This window comes from Croceitalea sp. MTPC5, from assembly GCF_036985505.1.
Lineage (GTDB): Bacteria > Bacteroidota > Bacteroidia > Flavobacteriales > Flavobacteriaceae > Croceitalea.
The window spans coordinates 372810-391087 of the sequence record NZ_BTGQ01000002.1 but is presented as its reverse complement, the minus strand read 5'-3'; the positions used below and the strand labels follow the sequence as shown (position 1 = coordinate 391087).

Annotated in this window: 17 protein-coding genes; 11 read left to right on the top strand and 6 right to left on the bottom strand. The window is 40.3% G+C overall.

What is annotated here, in order from left to right:
* Positions 1–3 precede the first annotated feature (3 nt).
* The 10 genes from AACM45_RS06920 (at position 4) to tsaB (ending at position 10639) form a co-directional block, all read left to right on the top strand.
* The gene (locus AACM45_RS06920; RefSeq protein ID WP_339141634.1) at positions 4–219 is read left to right on the top strand and encodes a hypothetical protein; all 216 of its coding nucleotides are present in this window, start codon (positions 4–6) and stop codon (positions 217–219) included.
* Positions 220–323: 104 nt separating this feature from the next.
* Entirely contained in the window at positions 324–1574 is a 1251-nt protein-coding gene (locus AACM45_RS06915; RefSeq protein ID WP_339141632.1) for an ABC transporter permease, read from the top strand.
* A gap of 2 nt (positions 1575–1576) precedes the next feature.
* Positions 1577–2836, top strand: a complete 1260-nt coding sequence (locus AACM45_RS06910; protein WP_339141630.1) for an ABC transporter permease — start codon at positions 1577–1579, stop codon at positions 2834–2836.
* 76 nt (positions 2837–2912) lie between these two features.
* Positions 2913–4025: an efflux RND transporter periplasmic adaptor subunit gene (locus AACM45_RS06905; protein WP_339141629.1), complete on the top strand. Its 1113-nt coding sequence runs from the start codon at positions 2913–2915 to the stop codon at positions 4023–4025.
* 95 nt (positions 4026–4120) lie between these two features.
* Positions 4121–4825: an ABC transporter ATP-binding protein gene (locus tag AACM45_RS06900; RefSeq protein WP_339141627.1), complete on the top strand. Its 705-nt coding sequence runs from the start codon at positions 4121–4123 to the stop codon at positions 4823–4825.
* Positions 4815–6050, top strand: coding sequence for an ABC transporter permease (locus AACM45_RS06895; RefSeq protein ID WP_339141626.1), 1236 nt, complete (start codon positions 4815–4817; stop codon positions 6048–6050). The genes AACM45_RS06900 and AACM45_RS06895 overlap by 11 nt, the downstream gene beginning before the upstream one ends.
* Position 6051: 1 nt before the next feature.
* Positions 6052–7314: an ABC transporter permease gene (locus AACM45_RS06890; protein ID WP_339141625.1), complete on the top strand. Its 1263-nt coding sequence runs from the start codon at positions 6052–6054 to the stop codon at positions 7312–7314.
* A gap of 44 nt (positions 7315–7358) precedes the next feature.
* Positions 7359–8501 carry an efflux RND transporter periplasmic adaptor subunit gene (locus AACM45_RS06885; RefSeq protein WP_339141624.1) on the top strand — a complete coding sequence of 381 codons (1143 nt, stop codon included), beginning with the start codon at positions 7359–7361 and terminating at the stop codon, positions 8499–8501.
* A 30-nt stretch (positions 8502–8531) separates the two neighbouring features.
* A complete protein-coding gene (locus AACM45_RS06880) occupies positions 8532–9896 on the top strand; it encodes a TolC family protein (RefSeq protein WP_339141622.1) in 1365 nt (454 codons plus the stop codon).
* 68 nt (positions 9897–9964) lie between these two features.
* Positions 9965–10639 carry a tRNA (adenosine(37)-N6)-threonylcarbamoyltransferase complex dimerization subunit type 1 TsaB gene (tsaB, locus tag AACM45_RS06875; protein WP_339141620.1) on the top strand — a complete coding sequence of 225 codons (675 nt, stop codon included), beginning with the start codon at positions 9965–9967 and terminating at the stop codon, positions 10637–10639.
* On the opposite strand, the gene AACM45_RS06870 is transcribed toward tsaB, so the two are convergent.
* The 4 genes from AACM45_RS06870 to AACM45_RS06855 all read right to left on the bottom strand — a co-directional run bounded on the left by AACM45_RS06870 (position 10636) and on the right by AACM45_RS06855 (position 15000).
* Positions 10636–11457, bottom strand: coding sequence for a mechanosensitive ion channel family protein (locus AACM45_RS06870; protein WP_339141618.1), 822 nt, complete (start codon positions 11455–11457; stop codon positions 10636–10638). The genes tsaB and AACM45_RS06870 overlap by 4 nt on opposite strands.
* Positions 11458–11665: 208 nt before the next feature.
* Positions 11666–13693: a thioredoxin domain-containing protein gene (locus AACM45_RS06865; RefSeq protein ID WP_339141617.1), complete on the bottom strand. Its 2028-nt coding sequence runs from the start codon at positions 13691–13693 to the stop codon at positions 11666–11668.
* A 133-nt stretch (positions 13694–13826) separates the two neighbouring features.
* A complete protein-coding gene (locus tag AACM45_RS06860) occupies positions 13827–14027 on the bottom strand; it encodes a dodecin family protein (RefSeq protein ID WP_339141615.1) in 201 nt (66 codons plus the stop codon).
* A gap of 70 nt (positions 14028–14097) precedes the next feature.
* Positions 14098–15000 carry a NifU family protein gene (locus tag AACM45_RS06855; protein ID WP_339141614.1) on the bottom strand — a complete coding sequence of 301 codons (903 nt, stop codon included), beginning with the start codon at positions 14998–15000 and terminating at the stop codon, positions 14098–14100.
* A gap of 124 nt (positions 15001–15124) precedes the next feature.
* On the opposite strand from AACM45_RS06855, the gene AACM45_RS06850 reads away from it, so the two are divergent.
* Complete coding sequence (locus AACM45_RS06850) at positions 15125–16120, top strand: PorP/SprF family type IX secretion system membrane protein (RefSeq protein ID WP_339141613.1); 996 nt, start codon at positions 15125–15127, stop codon at positions 16118–16120.
* Between the two features lie 49 nt (positions 16121–16169).
* Here the strand turns inward: AACM45_RS06850 and AACM45_RS06845 are convergent, their stop codons facing one another.
* A complete protein-coding gene (locus tag AACM45_RS06845; RefSeq protein WP_339141612.1) occupies positions 16170–17348 on the bottom strand; it encodes a vWA domain-containing protein in 1179 nt (392 codons plus the stop codon).
* Between the two features lie 2 nt (positions 17349–17350).
* Positions 17351–18208 carry a DUF4349 domain-containing protein gene (locus AACM45_RS06840; protein WP_339141611.1) on the bottom strand — a complete coding sequence of 286 codons (858 nt, stop codon included), beginning with the start codon at positions 18206–18208 and terminating at the stop codon, positions 17351–17353.
* Between the last annotated feature and the right edge of the window lie 70 nt (positions 18209–18278).

Here is an 18278-nt window from a genome sequence, read left to right as displayed (position 1 = left end):
CTTATGAAAAAACAGATAGCTTTTTTTGTCTTGGTAACGTTGGTGTTTTTTCCACAAGAAATAGAGGCACAATGTGCCATGTGCAGGGCCGCTCTAGAAAGCGAGGCCGATAACAGTCAAGCTGAAGGTATCAATAATGGTATTGTATATTTGATGGCAATACCCTATATATTGGTAGGGGGACTCTTTTATTTTATATATCGCAAAGTACGGAACTAGTCGGTTTATTTTATTTTTTTATAAAAAAGTGTAACAAATAATTGAGTTTGAAGTCTTACTAAAAGTACGCTTGCGTATTTCATCAATCAATTAAATCCAACCCAATGTTTGACATCGAAAGATGGCAAGAGATTTTCGACACTATCCGCAAGAATAAATTGCGGACTTTCCTCACGGGTCTTTCTGTTGCTTCAGGTATATTCATTCTTGTTATTTTATTGGGTTTCGGTCAAGGAATGCAAAACGGGATCGCGGCAGAATTTAAAGAAGACGCTGCTACGAGTATCTGGGTTTGGCCAAGAAGGACCACAATAGAATACAAGGGGCTTAACCCCGGAAGAAGAATCCAACTTAGAAATGAGAATTTTGATGCGATTGCAGGGCAAATGGGTGATGGCTATGAGAAAGGCTCCGTACTGTACTTTCCTCGTGATGTAAAAGTGGTTTATAAGAATGACCTATTGGTTTACAACATTGCGGGTACTACCGCTGATCTACAGACCATAGAAAACGAATACTTGTCCGAAGGGCGGTACATCAATGAGACCGACGTTCGTACCAATGCCAAGGTTGCGGTAATAAGCAATAAGATAAAAAGGGAGGTCTTTTCAAAATTGGATTCCCCATTGGGGGAATACCTGAATATTTCAGGGGCCAATTTTAAGGTGGTCGGGGTGTTTGGTGAGTATGGTGATGATGAAGGGGAAGAAGAACGCATTTTTATTCCGATAACAACGGCCCAACTTGCTTTTAACGGTGGAGATAAAATAAACAATCTAAATTACCTGTTACCAGAGCAAGGCTCACTTGACGAGACTGTTGCGAACACGGATAAGTTCATAGCTGAAATGAAGGATTACCTGCACGAGTACCATGGGGTCTCACCAGAAGATGATAGGGCAATCCGTGTTTGGAATCCGATTGAAGAGGCAAAGCGTTACTACGGACTGACCAACAACATCAAGTTTTTCTTCTGGTTCGTCGGTATCTGTACCATTATTGCCGGTGTTGTCGGGGTAAGCAATATCATGTTGATTGTCGTGAAAGAACGCACTCGGGAAATTGGCATTCGAAAAGCATTAGGGGCAAAGCCTTGGAGTATTGTGGGAATGATTTTGCAAGAGTCCATATTTGTCACCGCGATATCCGGTTTTTCAGGATTGATATTAAGCATGGCCATTTTAGAGGTAGTGGGCCCGAATGTGGAAATTGATTATGTGCTCAACCCTTCGGTCAATTTTACGGTCGCCTTCTCTACTGTAATCGTTTTAGTTGTTGCAGGTGCGATAGCCGGCTTTTTCCCCGCATGGCGGGCAGCGAGTATCCACACCATTGATGCCTTAAGAGATGAATAGTTATGTTCAATAGAGATCGTTGGAAAGAAATTTTAGAGGTATTGACCAGCAACTGGTTCAGAACCTTGTTGACCGCTTTTGGGGTATTCTGGGGTATTCTGATCCTGATTATCCTACTTTCAGCCGGTAAAGGTCTTGAAAATGGAATTAAACAAGATTTTAATGGGGTCGCCACGAATACCATGTTCATGTGGACCCAGAGTACCACAATGGCCTATCAGGGATTACCAGAGGGAAGAAGCTTTAATTTTAAGTTGGAGGATGTTGATTTGATACGTCAAAAAGTACCGGAGCTTAAAATTATCTCCCCAAGAAACAGTTTGAGGTCCGCCAGTGGTGTGGATAATGTCATCTATGGCACTGAAAGTGGTTCTTATAGGATATTTGGCGATTACCCAGAGATCATCATGCAAAATCCGATGTATGTGGCAAAGGGACGGTTCATAAACCATAATGACATTAAAGAAAAACGAAAAGTAGTCGTCATTGGTGATGGCATACGAAAAGACCTTTATGAAGATGATGAAGAGGTTCTAGGTACTTACCTGAAGATTTCAGGTGTGAATTTTATGGTCGTCGGCACATATAAAGAGAAAACAAGTAATGGGGGTAACCAAGATAGCGAGCGTCAGATATATGCACCATTCACTTCGTTCTCACAAGCATTCAATAGGGCTGATAATGTCGGTTGGATGGCACTTACAGCTAAAGACGGTAAGTCTATCAGTACTTTGACCGATAAGATAATCAGCACGGTAAAGCAAAGTCGAAAAGTACATCCTGATGATGAAAGGGCCATTGGTTTTTTTGATTTATTCAAGCAATATAATCGTGTAGAGACCCTTTTTAGTGCTATGCGATGGATTGCAATTATCGTTGGAACGTTGGTATTGATCTCAGGTGTTATCGGCATTAGTAATATCATGCTCATCGTTGTGAAGGAACGTACCAAGGAAATTGGGATAAGAAGGGCACTGGGTGAAAATCCGTGGTCGATAAAAAAACAGATTCTTATGGAATCGATTTTTTTGACCATTATTTCTGGAATGATGGGTATTATCATCGGATCCTTGTTTATATATGGCATCAATACACTGTTGGACAGTGTGGGGCCAGTCGATATGTTCATGAACCCAAGTGTTGGTATCGGGGTGGTCACGTTGGCCTTGGTGATATTGATAGTGTCAGGTTTGTTGGCTGGTTTTATACCCGCGCAAAGTGCTATAAAAGTAAGGCCGATAGATGCTTTAAGAACAGAATGAATAAATCAAGGTCAATCAAAGGGTATCAATTACAAAACCTTGGAACCAATGTTCCAAAATATTAAATCAATCAAGAATGAAAAAATCAGTAACCATTATTATTTTATTGCTCATTGTGCTCAGCTTCGGTGGGGCAATGTATTACCTATATCAAAAGAACGCGGAAGACCCTGTTGTTTATGAGACCGAAGTGCCATCCAAGCAAACGATCATTAAGAAGACGGTAGCTACTGGAAGTATTTTGCCCCTTGAAGAGGTGCTGATCAAACCAAACATTTCTGGGGTTATTGAAGAAGTTTATGTTGAAGGTGGGGATTATGTGAAATCAGGCGATTTATTGGCAAAGATCAAAGTGGTGCCAAATTTAAATGCCCTGAATGACGCACGTAATGCCATTGAAGACGCTAAAATTAATTTAGACGACCAAAAAAGGAATTATGAAAGACAGCTGTCCATTTTCAACAAAGGTGTGATATCCCAAGCTGATCTAGAAAGGGCACAGGTGACCTATGATCAAGCAAAGCAGGCCTATAGGGCAGCTAACAAACGTTTTGATATCGTGAATACGGGTACCACTGACGGTTTTAGGAATGCAGCGAACAACTTAATCCGCTCCACAGTCAGTGGAATGGTGCTTGAAGTTCCGGTTGAAGTGGGTAATCAGGTCATTGAAAGCAATAATTTTAACGAGGGAACTACTATAGCGGCTATTGCCGACGTTGAAAAAATGATTTTCGAGGGTAAGGTAGACGAATCTGAAGTAGGTAAGATCAAAGAAGACCTACCCCTTGAAATTACGGTCGGTGCAATTGAAAATCAAGTTTTTGATGCCATATTGGATTATATCGCCCCTAAGGGTAAAGAAGAAAATGGGGCCATTCAATTTGAAATCAAGGGAACCTTAAAAAAACAAGATACTACGTTCATACGAGCAGGCTTAAGTGCAAACGCCTCTATAATATTAGCAAGGGCGGATAGTGTATTGGCACTAAAGGAAGCCTTGGTGCAATTTGACGATGAAACGAAAAAACCCTTCGTTGAAGTAGAGGTATCGGAACAAGAATTCGAGAGAAAGGATGTCGAATTGGGTGTCAGTGACGGTATATATGTAGAGGTGAGATCAGGTGTTTCAAATGCCGATAAAATCAAAGTTTGGAACAGTGTGGAGCCTGAAGAAAATGGTAATTGATCATTTAACAAAACTTTTTAAAAATTCTTGTAACAATTTAACAACTTGTAAGTCCTATTGTCGGACTGAAAAGTCTTATAGCTAACAAACCAATCATGATAGAAATCAAAGATCTTCATAAATCCTATAAAATGGGAAGTAATTCACTTCACGTTTTAAAGGGAATCAATTTTTCTTGTGAATCAGGTGAACTTGTTGCCATAATGGGATCATCAGGTTCCGGAAAATCTACCCTTCTGAACATTCTGGGTATGCTTGATGAAGCCGATTCAGGCGAGTATACGTTAGATAGCGTGCCTATCAAGAACCTTACGGAAACAAAAGCGGCGCAATACCGAAATAAATTTCTAGGTTTCGTATTTCAATCCTTCAACCTGATCAATTACAAAAGTGCGATGGAAAACGTTGCATTGCCCTTGTATTATCAGCGTGTTCCGAGAAAGGAACGTCAAGAAAAGGCCATTGAATATCTTGATAGGGTAGGTTTGAAAGAATGGGCGACACACTTGCCCAGTGAGTTATCAGGTGGTCAAAAACAACGGGTCGCTATCGCAAGGGCAATGGCAGCAGAACCCAAGGTATTATTGGCCGATGAGCCAACAGGTGCCTTAGATAGCAAAACCTCGTATGAGGTGATGGACTTAATACAGAAAATCAACGATGAGGGTAATACGATTTTAGTGGTAACCCACGAGCCCGATATCGCCGAAATGTGTAAAAGGGTAATCCATCTGAAAGATGGGGTCATCGTTGAAGATAAAAAAGTAGAACAAGTTAGAGCGGCCCAATATGTTCAGTAGGGATACTTGGAAAGAAATATTCGAGACCATTCAGAAGAACAAACTACGTACTTTTCTGACAGGTTTTACGGTAGCTTTGGGCATATTCATCTTCGTTACCCTATTTGGGATGGGAAATGGCCTGAACAATACCTTCGCAAAGTTTTTTGGCGATGACGCTACCAACGTCTTCTTCGTGTTCCGCGGCAGAACCACGATACCTTACAAAGGCTACAAAGCCAATAGGCAAATAGAGTTTGAAAATCAAGACTTGGTCGATATCGAAGACAACTTTGCAATGTTGATGGAATACATCACACCTCGTATATCAAGAAACAATCTGGTCACTTACAAAGAAGAATCCGATAATTACAATACCAGGGCCGTAGGTCCTGCCCATTTATTCGCCGAAAAGACCATTATAATGAAAGGCCGCTACATCAACAGTCTTGATGTCAAGAATAAAACGAAGTATGCGGTTATCGGTAGGTTGGTGGAGCGTGATTTGTTTTTGGGCGAGAACGCCATTGGTAAGTTCATTGATATTGGAGGCAGTAATTTCAAGGTGATAGGGGTTTTTCAAGACGATGGGGGTGATAATGAAGAACGTAACATATACATACCCTACACCACCCGACAGCTTATAGAAAAGAACACTGATAAAATAGACCAGATCATATTGGCCTTTAGACCCGAAATCGGTTATGCGGGTGCCATGGCCTTTGAAAAAAAGCTAGATCTTTTTCTTAGGGACAAGAAATTTATTAGTCCAGAAGACCCTAATGGCATATTCATTCGAAATGTTGCCGACAACTTAAAACAAAACCAACAATTTGCCGGCGTACTGCAAATCATAATTTCGGCAATTGCTTTTGCGGTCATCATATCAGGTATTATAGGTATCAGTAATATAATGGTATTTGTGGTGAAAGAACGTACCAAAGAAATAGGTATTCGCAAAGCTTTGGGGGCGACGCCAAAGAAAGTGATAAACTCCATACTTTTTGAGTCTATTTTCATTACAACGATCTCAGGTTTTGTGGGTATGATCATAGGCGTGGTCGTATTAGCACAGATAGGGGGCAAGACCCTAGAGGATGATTATTTTATTACCAACCCATACATAGCAACCGGTACTGCCATATTTGCGACGGTATTGCTGATTATTTGTGGAACAATCGCAGGATATATTCCTGCAAAAAGGGCGGCCAAAATCAAACCTATTGTGGCATTAAGAGACGAATAATATGAGACAGTTATTTGATAGAAATACATGGCAAGAGATTTTTCAATCGATCTCAAAGAATAAACTTCGAACCTTTTTGACCATGATCGGGGTATTCGTCGGAATCTATATTTATATAGGTCTATCTGGGGCCTCTCAAGGTCTTGATAACGGTTTTGAACGTCAGTTCGAGACCATAGCCAAAAATAGCCTGTTTGCCTGGGGGCAAAGTACAAGCATGCCTTATGCCGGTTTCAAGACCGGACGGCAAATACAATTGAAGTTGAGTGATGTTGAAGTACTTTATAACAGGGTGCCTGAAATCGAGACCATTGCCCCTCGCAATGTTAAAGGTATTTTTGGTTCCAGTCCGGGAATCATTACCAGGGGCTTAAAATCTGGAAGCTATGCAGTCTATGGGGATTTTCCTGATTTCGCCGAGATTGCTACCAAGAAGATCTATGAAGGGGGGCGTTTTATCAATAAGGCGGACATTGAACAAGCCCGAAAAGTCTGTGTTATTGGTGAACGTACGCAGAGAGAGCTTTTTGATGAAGAAGAAGATCCTATTGGGGGCTATATCAAAATTGATAATATCAATTTTCAAGTAGTAGGGGTGCATAAGTTTACACCTGGCGGCGGTTTTGAAAGTGATAGTGACATCTTCATTCCCTTTGCGACATTTCGCAAATTGTACAATACCGGAAATAATGTCTCTTGGTTTACCATTGCGGCCTATGATGATGCCGACGTAATCAAAGTTGAAGAAGACATCAAAGCCGTGCTTAAGAATATCCACAGTGTAGACCCGAAAGATGAAAGGGCTTTCGGTTCGTTCAACCTTGGTGAAATATTCAACAAAATCATGGGTTTCTCACAGGGTATGACCTTTTTATCCCTTATTGTTGGTATTGCTACAATTCTTGCAGGGGTTATAGGTATTGGAAATATACTTTTGATATCGGTCAAGGAACGTACCAAAGAGTTGGGGGTTCGAAGGGCATTGGGTGCTACGCCTGCTGAAGTTAGAAACCAAATTATAATTGAATCCTTGTTTTTGACCATGTTGGCAGGAATAATCGGTATCATCGCGGGAGCGATGACCTTGAAGGTAATCGATACGTTTACCCGAGGTGGGGATTTTCCCTACACCAACCCAACAGTACCTATTCCGTATGTGATAGGATCCTTGTTGCTAATGGTCATCTTGGGCGTTTTGATAGGGTTGATTCCCGCGCAACGGGCGGTCAGTATCAAACCTATTGATGCATTGAGGGAAGAATAATTAGAAATAAAAAACCATTTTCACATAACTAAACAATCACTAAAATGAAAAAAATTTTAAAATGGGTCGGTCTAGGGGTATTAATCTTAGGGGCACTCTGGGCCGCGGTATTTTTCATGAAATCCAATAGCAAGTCTGCCATTGAATATGAAACACACAAACCATTTATTGCAAGCATCGAGAAAAAGACCGTTGCCACAGGTAAGGTCATACCAGAAGATGAGGTTGCCATAAAACCTCAAATTACCGGTATCATCGATAAGATCTTCGTAGAGGAAGGAACCCAAATCAAAGCCGGTGATCTCATTGCCGTTATCAAGGTGGTGCCCAATGAGCAATCTTTGAACCAGGCCCAAGGCCGTGTACGCAATGCGGAGTTGGCATTGAACAACGCCAAAATCGAATACGATAGAAATAAGACCTTGTATGACAAAGGTGTGGTCTCTAACCAAGACTTCATTAATCGAAAGTTGACCTTTGAGCAAGCAGAGCAAGAACTAAAGAACGCCAAAGCAGATTATCAAATTATCCGCAGGGGCTCTATAGGTGGTTCTTCGGCGGCAAATACCGATATCAGGGCCACGGTATCAGGTACCATTCTTGAGATTCCCGTAAAGGAAGGTGATCAAGTAATTCAAAGTAACAACTTTAACGATGGAACTACCATCGCCTCCATTGCCGATTTAGGCAAGATGATTTTTGAGGGTAAGGTTGATGAAGGTGAGGTAGGTAAGTTGGAAGTAGGGATGCCACTTGAAATCAGCCTGGGTGCAATCGATGACAAAAAGTTTGATGCCAAATTGAAGTTTATTGCCCCTAAAGGGGTTGAGGAAGCTGGTGCCGTTCAATTTAAGATAGAGGGTGACGTGGTCGTTGAAGATGATATTTTGATTCGTGCGGGCTATAGTGCCAATGCTTCATTGGTGCTTGAAAAGAAAGATAGTATCATGGTCATTTCCGAATCATTGCTGCAGTTTGATAAAAATACGAACAAGCCTTATGTTGAGGTGGCTACGGGCGAACAAGAGTTTGAAAGAAGGGATATCGAGATCGGCATTTCAGACGGTGTCAATGTAGAAATTGTTTCCGGTATCGAAAAAGATGATCAGGTGAAACAATGGAATAAAACAGAGCCTATCAAGAAAGGTTTGGATGAGGAAGAAGGCGAAGAAGAATCAGCTGAATAATCAATCAAATAACCAAAAATCAAAAAACGGATGAAATTTAAAATCACCCTAATAGTAGTGGTTTGTGCTGTATTCATCACAAATGCACAAATGAAAAAGTGGACGCTTGAAGAATGTGTCTTATATGCGGTAGATAATAATCTTTCAATAGAACAGTTCGAGCTTGATCTTGAAAATGCCAAAATCGATAAGTCTGACGCTATCGGAAATTTATTACCCTCTTTAAATGGTGATGCCAGGCTCACTGAGAACCTTGGTCTTTCGTTTAACCCAACATCACAAGAACCGGTGAGTACACAGCTCAATTTTACGGGTAATGTAACCTCGGTATTGAATATTTTTGACGGGCTTAGAAATATCAAGCAGTTTCAAAGGGCTAAGTTAAACGCGATATCGAATCAGTATCGGTTAGACGATTTAAAAGATGATATTCGATTGAATGTGGCGACTGCTTACCTTCAAGTATTGTCAAATAAAGAATCATTAAAGGTTTCAAAGGCACAATATGCAGTAACCGAACAAGATTTGAACCGTACTAAAGAGTTGGTAGAGTCTGGGGTGTTGCCTCGTGGCGATTTACTTGAGATAGAGGCCACGGCAGCTACCCAAGAACAACAAATCGTAAACGGTGAGGGTTTGGTGCTGATATCACGAATAAACCTTGCGCAATTATTGCAGATTACCGATTATGAAAATTTTGACATTGCCGATGAATCATTTGACGTTCCGCCGTCAGATATTGTGAACAATTCCCCTAAGGTGATTTTTGAAAAGGCCTTGACGTTTAGAAATGATATTAAGTTTTCACAATCTGGGGTTGATTTAGCTGAAAAAGATCTCGAGATCTCAAAGGGGGCCTATTATCCTACCCTTTCCGCATTTATCAATTACAATACCAGATATTCGGATCAGAACCTTGTACCAACAGCTTTTGATGCCAATGGTAATCCCACAGATTTTTCAATTATACCTTTCACCGATCAATTGTATCTATTTGATGGATTGGCTTATGGTTTTTCACTGAACGTACCACTTTTCAATGGTTGGAGTACACGTAATGGCGTCAAGCGTTCAAAAATTGGTGTCGAGCGTGCAAAACTGCAGTTAGAGCAAGATAAATTGGCATTGGAGACCAACATTCAACAGGCACATGTAGATGTAACCACTTCTTCGAAAACGTATGAGGCGGCCCAAAAAACCGTTGACGCACGAAGATTGGCCTATGAGTACGCCAAAGAACGGTATGATGCGGGTCTCTTGAATGCTTTTGATTTTGGTCAAGCCCAAGCAAGGGTGGATAATGCAGAGGCTTCACTCATCAATGCAAAATATGATTATATCTTTAGAATCAAGATTCTGGAATTCTTTTACGGTATTCCGCTATCTTTAGATTAAGAATTAATTTTTAAAAACAAATGAAGACCTGTTGGTAGTATCCAACAGGTCTTTTTATATTCGCCCATATGGCAACCATTTTAAATTTAGAGACAGCTACCACAAATTGTTCCGTCAGTATAGGTAGAGATGGAGCGGTAGTTGCGCTAATGGAAGAAAATACGCCCAATTATTCCCATTCAGAACAATTACATGTTTTTATAGCCGCAGTCTTGAAAAAGGCCCGTTTGGATTTTTCGGATTTGGATGCTATTGCAGTAAGTAAAGGTCCTGGGTCGTACACCGGACTTCGAATAGGTGTTTCTGCGGCCAAAGGACTGTGTTTTTCCCTAGACTTACCCCTCATTTCCATTGCCACCCTAAAGAGCATGGCACATCAGATAACCGCTAGTGAGAAGACTATCATTATACCCGTACTCGATGCACGTAGAATGGAAGTATATTCTTGTGTTTTCAATACTGCCCATGAAGAACTTCGTGAGACTAAGGCAGAGATAATCGGTAACGATTCCTTTAAAGAATTTTTAGCTTATGATAAGGTTCACTTAGTTGGTAGCGGTGCCGAAAAGTGTAAGGGGATTGTAAAAAGCCCTAAGTTTGATTTTCAAACGGAAATTATCCCCTCTGCCAATGAAATGACCAAGCTATCCTATGAAAAATTCAAAGTAGGCGACTTTGAGGATGTTGCCTACTTTGAACCGTATTATTTGAAAGATTTTGTTTTGCAGTCTAAAAAATCTTAGCTGCGGTTGTGTATATCGCGTTGCGGGAAAGGTATTTCAATTTCCGCCTCATCAAATCTCAACTTTGTTTCTTCATGCACAAAAAATTTGGCATCCCAGAAGTCTTCATTTTTGGCCCACCATCTAAGGGATAAGTTAACCGAACTATCCCCAAGACTGTCCACCACTACCTGCGGCATGGGGTCGGTCGAAATCTTTTCGTTATCGGCACAGATTTGCAGCAGAATATCTTTTGCCTTTTTAATGTTTGATCCATAACCTATACCTACCTTATAATTATCCCTGCGAATGGGTTCTGCGTTATAATTGATAACATTGCCGTTGGAAAGTTGGCCATTGGGTATGATGGCCAGTTGATTGCCGAAAGTGTTCAGTTTGGTGTTGAAGATGGAGATTTCCTTTACGGTACCGTCCACACCTTGGGCAGATATGAAGTCACCGACCTTAAAAGGTTTGAACAACAATATCAAAACACCGCCCGCAAAATTTGCCAACGAACCTTGTAGGGCAAGACCTATGGCCAAACCTGCGGCCCCTAACATGGCTACAAGTGATGAGGTTTTGACACCGAGCTGTGTTACCACAAGAATGAATAAGATGATTTTAAGGGCAATGCTGATAAAACTTTGCAAGAACGTCTCGAGGGTCTGGTCGTAATCTTTCTTCTCGAAAAACCTTCGCACCATTTTGTTTAAAAATCGAACCACCCACAATCCCACAAAAAGAAGGATGATGGCCAAGATCAAATCGGGTAACATTTCCCAAAACCATTTTATGGCATTATCAACATGTGCTTGTAAATCCGTAATTTTTTCCATTTAATATATTTTTTACTTTCCTAAAGATGCTACAAATAAAAGATATCGTTTACATTGACCTTAGTGCATTTGCACTAAAGATTAATCGTAATACTGGTTGGCGAACTTCGTTATGATATCCTTTTCATATTGAAGTACATCTCGTTTAAACCTAATCCATTTCGATAAAACCAATAAAGCCTTTAAAGCCGCATGGTTTTTTGATCCTTTAAATTGAGTTTAAGGCCTGTTGTGCCTCTACGACAGGTAATTTGCAAGTTCCTTCTATGCAAACATAAATTAGGGTTTGGCCTTCATTGTATCGATTCTTCAATAAATCGATTCCCCCTTCCTTTTCGGAAGCTACCAAAATACTATTGGGAATGTAATGGCTCGCAATTTCTTGCCCCAGTTTTTTATATTCTTCCCCAACAATGGCTATCTCATAGAAGTTCAGGTTTTCATATAATACCAGATGCATCCAATTGGCGAAGCTTTGCCCATTCTTATCAAAATTGTCCTGTACATTTTTTACCATCCGATGGGCACGTTCCCCATACCCTTCCTTGGGGAACACCTTATGTAGTTTCAATAGGTTATTTGCCATTATCGAGTTGGAGGCCGAAATAACATTGTCGTTGGTCTCGATAGTACGCCGAATCAGTGATTCGTCCTCATCCGAAGTAAAAAAGAACATTCTACTGACATCATCATTAAAGTGGACCAAGGTATAATCTGTAAGCCCTTTTGCATGGTCAAGCCACTTTTGATCAAAAGTTACCTCATACAATGCGATAAAGGCTTCAATAGTCGCGGCATAGTCTTCTAAAAAGCCGTTGATGGTACTCTTTCCGTTTTTATGATTTCTGAACAGGCCCCCTGAGGTGCGAAGCATTTTTGATTCGATAAAACGGGCGTTTTTTAGGGCCATATCCAAATGATCCTTGTCTCCCATATAGCGATAGGCATCTACTAAACCTTTTAGTAGCAACCCATTCCATGAGGTCAATATTTTATCATCAAGTCTTGGTTTTTTTCGTTTTTCACGTGCTTGCTTCAACACCGAAAGTGACTTTGAAAGGCGTTCTTTTAATTTTTCGACCGAAATGGAGTGTTTGTCGGCTATTTCTTGGTCTGATTTATCGCGTATCAATACATAATTTTCTTCCCATTCACCATATGAATTGATATTGTAATAGTCTTTAAAAAGGGTAAAATCAGCTCCTAATAGTTGTTCCAACGCTGCTTTCGTCCAAACGTAATAGGCTCCTTCTTCAAGTTCATCATTTTCATTTAAGCTATCGGCATCAAGGGAAGAATAGAAACCGCCACTCTCATCACTTAACTCTTCTTGCACAAAACCAATGCTTTGTTCAACTACCTTTTTGTATAGCGGATTTTTGGTTACGGCAAAGGCTTTTGCGTAAAGACTTACCAATTGGCCATTGTCGTACAGCATTTTCTCAAAGTGGGGAACATGCCATTTGGTATCGACTGAATAGCGTGAGAACCCACCCCCAATATGGTCGTATATGCCGCCGTAAGCCATTCTCGTCAAGGTGGTATTCACATATTGAAGCACGGTACTATCTTTTTGACTGGTGCCATAATGAAGCAGAAAATCAAGGTTGTTCGGCATCATGAATTTTGGGGCACGTTTGTATCCACCGAGGTAGGTATCAAAATAAGCGCTCCATTCCCCAACGGAGTTCTTAAGTTGTTCTAGGGAATACGTATTTGCTTCCGCATTATTTTCTACAAGGTTTATAGATTGTATACCTCGTTCTAAATCACTTGCATAGCCCCTAATTTTTTCTGGGTCCTCTTTGTAAAGCTTGGTAAGTTGCTCTAATGATTTTACCCAATTTTCTCTTGGTAGGTACGTGGCCCCCCAAAAAGGTCGACCGTCTGGTAATGCGATGATATTCAACGGCCAACCACCATTGCCGGTCATCATTTGAATGGCATCCATATAAATCTGATCTACATCGGGCCGTTCTTCGCGATCTATTTTGATATTGATGAAATTTTCGTTCATCATTTGGGCTACTTCCTCATCTTCAAAACATTCCTCTTCCATAACATGGCACCAATGACATGCCGCATAACCAATACTTATCAAAAGGGGTTTATCTTCTTTTTGGGCACGTTCCAAAACTTCGGGGTGCCAAGCCTGCCAATTAACGGGATTATGGGCATGTTGTAATAAATAGGGGCTGGTCTCCTCAATTAAGGCATTGGTATGTTTATGCGTCATTTCTCTCTTTTTTTGTCCGCAACCATATATGATGACGGTCAGTATCAACAAAACATGTATACTCTTATTCATAAGCAAACTTCAGAAATAAAAAAAGCGCCGATAAGGCGCTGTAAATTTAAGGTATAACCTATTAGGTTACTTCAAATGTAATCTTAACATTAACCCTGTAATCGGTGATTTTGCCATCTTTTACGGTAGCACTTTGTTCGTTCAAATATACCGAACGAATATTCTTGACTGATTTTGATGCTTGTGCAACGGCATTCGCGGTTGCATCTTCCCAACCTTTTGCTGAGTTTGCCAATACTTCAATAACTTTTAAAACTGCCATAGTCAGTGTTTTTATGTTTTGTTGAATTTATGAAATTCTGAACGATTTGTTGCTTAATGAAACCTAAAAATCAACCATTGAGGGCAACAACTTCGTGTACCTTATCGCCCAGCATATTCTTTAGCATGGTCTCAATACCGTTTTTAAGGGTAAATGTAGAAGACGGGCAGCCACTGCATGCACCTTGAAGAATGACGTTGACCGTCTTGCTTTGCTCTTCATAAGACTGAAAAAGTATATTTCCACCATCACTGGCAACCGCAGGTTTCACATATTCCTCCAAAATGTCGATAATCTGTTTTGAAGTGTCATCGTGAACGACCTCTTTTCCCTCCAAATCGGGATTGCCATTGGTCGGTTCAGCTTGTTTCGCTTCGGCGGAAACGACTTCTTTTCCCTCAGCGAGAAAATCCCTGATAAATTCCCGTACCTCCATGGTAATCTCATCCCATTCAGCAACATCGTATTTCGTTACCGAGACATAGTTTTGGTCAAAGAAAACCTCTTTCACGAATGGAAAATGAAAAAGTTGTTTGGCCAATTCGGAATCTTTGGCCTCATCAATGTTCTTAAATTCAAAAATGGAGGGTACGATTGCCTTATTGGCGACAAATTTCATTACTGCGGGATTTGGAGTGACCTCTGCGTAAACCGTGACCGCCACTTTCTTTGAGGTTTCAGGTTCATTTACGATAGGTTCACCAGCATTTAAATACTCTACCAACTGTTGCGCCACTTCATCTTTGACATCATTCCACTGCACGATGTCATAACGCTCCAAGGCTATGAAATTACCTGAAATATATACCGTTTTTATGAAGGGTAGGTAAAACAACTGTTGGGCCAATGGCGAGTTTTTAGCTTCGTCTATGTTTTTGAACTCATAGTTCTGTTTTACCAGAAAATGGTTTGCCTCAAATTTCAATATGGCGGGGTTATTGGTTTCTATTAGTGTAATATGGTATTCTTTCATAGCCTTAATTTTAGCAAAAATACAAAGTAAAAGTGGGGATGAAAAGATATAATAATGTTACATTTAAACCGTTATACTAGTTGTTTGAACAGCGCAGTGCTTAATTTTTAGCCCCTTATCCTTGATGAAAAAACTGCAGACACTATTGATTATCGCCCTATTGGTAGGTGCAAATGCACGCGCTCAAGAGGGAATCCCCGTTTATTTCGATTACTTAGCGGATAATTATTATCTGGTATACCCTTCAATGGCGGGTATTGGTCAAGGTGGTAAAATACGTTTGACCGCAAGAAAACAGTGGTTTAATGTTGATGAAGCCCCTAGTTTACAAACCTTCAATGCCCATTTTAGGGTTGGTGAGAGTAGTGGTATTGGTGGGATTCTATTCAATGATAGTAATGGATTCCATTCACAGACCGGATTTAAAGGTACTTATGCACATCATTTACGCCTAAGTGGTGATTTTAGAACGTTGAACCAATTATCTTTTGGTTTGAGTGCCGGGGTGATTTTGAGTAGCCTCGATGAGACTGAGTTCAGGTCCGTAATTCCCGATCCGATAATAACGGGTACTAAGAATACAACCAGTTATTTCAATGTTGATCTGGGTGCATCGTACAATTATTTAGAATTCTATGCACATGTTGCCGTGTTGAACCTTTTAGGTACTGGCAGGGATTTGTATACCGCTGCCGAATTTGACAATTTAAGAAGGTATTTGATATCTGCCGGTTATGTTTTTGGTAAAAGCAAGTTTCGCGTAGAGCCTTCCGTATTGTTTCAATTGACCGAATTCACCGAAGAACGCACCATAGATTTGAATGCAAAGGTGTATCGTGATATTGGCAATGCAACAGTTTGGGGTGGGTTGTCGTATCGCAGAAGCTTTGACGGTGCACAATTTCAGCAAGATGGAACTTTTGGTGAACAGCGCCTACAATTATTCACGCCCATTGTTGGTGTGAACATCAATCGTTTTTTGATTTCATATAATTATTCTTATCAAACGGGCGACATCCGTTTTGATAATGGTGGTTTTCATCAAATCACCTTAGGTATTGACCTTGGCGAGAAACCCGAGAATCGTTACGATTGCTATTGCCCGGCCGCAAATTATTAACGAATTGAAAAGCCCGTCGATTTCGACGGGCTTTTCGCTACTTCAACTATTATTCCCATTTGTAGTTTTTGTTGGATGCTTGATTTTTTATGGCATTTAACATGGCATTTTCCAATTCCCCTTTTTGCTGCTTTTGATTTTTTGCGATATAGGCCTGACGCTTTTTGTTCAGCTCTTGAATTTCTTTCTGGATTTTAGTGCGTTCTGCTTTTTTGCCTGCAATGTACTTCTCGATTTCCTTGGTTGATTTATTCCGTAACTCTTTTGGTAAATCTTTTTCATTCAATGTTGAGACATCAAATTCATCTTCTTCCGAGGCGTCCACTAAATCCCATTTGGCGTTGTTGTATAGCCTCGAACTTTTACTGACTGCCCTTTTTACGGCAACCTCTTCATGAAGTCCATAGGCTTCATTGTCTTGACTTGATTGGGCCGCTACCTTCGAGGCACCCAAAGCACCATACGATACATAAGTCTTATTCAGTTTTGAGTTCAATTGAATGATGACCTTATCATAGGGGGTTTCAATATGGACAACTTGACGGTTATGGTCTATGGCCATGTATTCCCCACCCGTACTGATTGCACCATCTTTCCATTTGCTGTTTATGCCCTGTTCGTAATTGCCACAGAAAATCGTATTGACCACTACATCTTTTTCTTTTGCTGCCAAAGAGGCATCTTTATAGTTTAATTTACCTTGGGTGAACGGTTCATTGCCAGCTATGAAAATCATTTTAAGATCGTCCTCATTTTTGCCCCATTCCAATTGCTTTAATGAGGTATGTATGACTTGTCCGCAGTATTCCTCACCACCGTTGGTGGTCAGGGAGAATAGCTTTTCAGAAATCTCATCAAGGTCGCCACTAAAATTAATGACCTGGCGAATATAACCCTCCCTTGAGGAAAGGTCGTCATTACCATATTCGTATAAAGCTATTTGTAGATCGGGCCGGCTATCATTACCACATTTTGCATGGGTGAATTCGTTGACGATATCCCAAAGTTGGGCTTTCGCTTGGTTGATAAGACCATCCATGCTATTACTGGTATCCAATAACAACGCAATCTTCACATATTGCTTTGCAGGTTTTTCGGTTTTGGGCGTTTCTACTTTTAAAAGCCTTTGTTTCCCAAAAACGGGTTCAGGTTTTGTGTTATGTGCAAAACAACTATGTAATGCCAAAAGTGCAATACCGATTTGTAAAGTGTTTTTAAAATTTTTCATATCTATTTGTTATTTAATTTTTGAATTGAAGTAATCGTTAAGTGGGCAAGGAACATAAGTAATGAAAGTATTGCCAATAGTTTGAGATACACCGTCAATGTCCAACCAAGGGCCGAGTATATTTTGTCAAACTGCGAAAGGGGTATTTGATTTTTTTCGTTCAAAACGATCTTGACCGTACAGAATTCGTTTTCGGTATCAAAGTTTCCCAGGTTGACCCCTAACATTTGTAACTCTTGCTCAATTTCCAAAATCCTATTTTCCAATTGGATAAAGTCATTGATCGTACCTCCTTTTGATTTGAGTTCCATCAAGGCGTTTTTGACCTTTTCCAAGGTTTCCCTTTTTGCATTTAATTCACGGTACTCATTTGTTTTATCGTTTTTAGTTACCTGTTTAGAGACGGTATGCCCAACTTGTATCAGGGATTGATAGATGGAATCAAAGTTTTTTGGTGGTACCCCAACGATTAATCTAAGTGTACGATGGCCTTCGTTCCCAAATTTATTTTCAAACTGAACAAGGCCTTGATACTTTTCAATTTCATTTCGTAACACTTTTTCTTTTTGGTCAAAAAAGGTCGTGTAGCTGATAATGTCCGCTATTTTTTCATATTTCTGGTCGCTTTGAACGATGGAAGGGCCGTTATTGTTCAAAACTTTTTCTGTGGCATAATTTTTTCGAAGTGCTACATCAGCAACAAAACCACTGGTATCCCCTGTATGTGTCACATTATTCTGGTGGGTGGTATCGGTGTTTGAAAAATTACCGTATAACAGCCTCGAAATAAAAAGGGCTGCGAATACCAAGACCAAAACTAAAATGACTTTTAGGTACTTCTTTCTCAATGCTTCTTTCATAATTCAATGATTGAGTGTCAAAACTAGAATTAACGAATACTGAAAAAAATTAGGAATGAGCAAAAGGGTA

What these genes read in the sequence shown, in the direction of transcription:
- AACM45_RS06845 (WP_339141612.1), bottom strand. Translation starts at nt 17,348, where the DNA reads ATGAAAAATTTTAAAAACACTTTACAAATCGGTATTGCACTTTTGGCA.
- AACM45_RS06900 (WP_339141627.1), top strand. Translation starts at nt 4,121, where the DNA reads ATGATAGAAATCAAAGATCTTCATAAATCCTATAAAATGGGAAGTAAT.
- AACM45_RS06870 (WP_339141618.1), bottom strand. Translation starts at nt 11,457, where the DNA reads ATGGAAAAAATTACGGATTTACAAGCACATGTTGATAATGCCATAAAA.
- AACM45_RS06920 (WP_339141634.1), top strand. Translation starts at nt 4, where the DNA reads ATGAAAAAACAGATAGCTTTTTTTGTCTTGGTAACGTTGGTGTTTTTT.
- AACM45_RS06850 (WP_339141613.1), top strand. Translation starts at nt 15,125, where the DNA reads ATGAAAAAACTGCAGACACTATTGATTATCGCCCTATTGGTAGGTGCA.
- AACM45_RS06855 (WP_339141614.1), bottom strand. Translation starts at nt 15,000, where the DNA reads ATGAAAGAATACCATATTACACTAATAGAAACCAATAACCCCGCCATA.
- AACM45_RS06890 (WP_339141625.1), top strand. Translation starts at nt 6,052, where the DNA reads ATGAGACAGTTATTTGATAGAAATACATGGCAAGAGATTTTTCAATCG.
- AACM45_RS06915 (WP_339141632.1), top strand. Translation starts at nt 324, where the DNA reads ATGTTTGACATCGAAAGATGGCAAGAGATTTTCGACACTATCCGCAAG.
- AACM45_RS06885 (WP_339141624.1), top strand. Translation starts at nt 7,359, where the DNA reads ATGAAAAAAATTTTAAAATGGGTCGGTCTAGGGGTATTAATCTTAGGG.
- tsaB (WP_339141620.1), top strand. Translation starts at nt 9,965, where the DNA reads ATGGCAACCATTTTAAATTTAGAGACAGCTACCACAAATTGTTCCGTC.
- AACM45_RS06905 (WP_339141629.1), top strand. Translation starts at nt 2,913, where the DNA reads ATGAAAAAATCAGTAACCATTATTATTTTATTGCTCATTGTGCTCAGC.
- AACM45_RS06910 (WP_339141630.1), top strand. Translation starts at nt 1,577, where the DNA reads ATGTTCAATAGAGATCGTTGGAAAGAAATTTTAGAGGTATTGACCAGC.
- AACM45_RS06895 (WP_339141626.1), top strand. Translation starts at nt 4,815, where the DNA reads ATGTTCAGTAGGGATACTTGGAAAGAAATATTCGAGACCATTCAGAAG.
- AACM45_RS06865 (WP_339141617.1), bottom strand. Translation starts at nt 13,693, where the DNA reads ATGACGCATAAACATACCAATGCCTTAATTGAGGAGACCAGCCCCTAT.
- AACM45_RS06840 (WP_339141611.1), bottom strand. Translation starts at nt 18,208, where the DNA reads ATGAAAGAAGCATTGAGAAAGAAGTACCTAAAAGTCATTTTAGTTTTG.
- AACM45_RS06880 (WP_339141622.1), top strand. Translation starts at nt 8,532, where the DNA reads ATGAAATTTAAAATCACCCTAATAGTAGTGGTTTGTGCTGTATTCATC.
- AACM45_RS06860 (WP_339141615.1), bottom strand. Translation starts at nt 14,027, where the DNA reads ATGGCAGTTTTAAAAGTTATTGAAGTATTGGCAAACTCAGCAAAAGGT.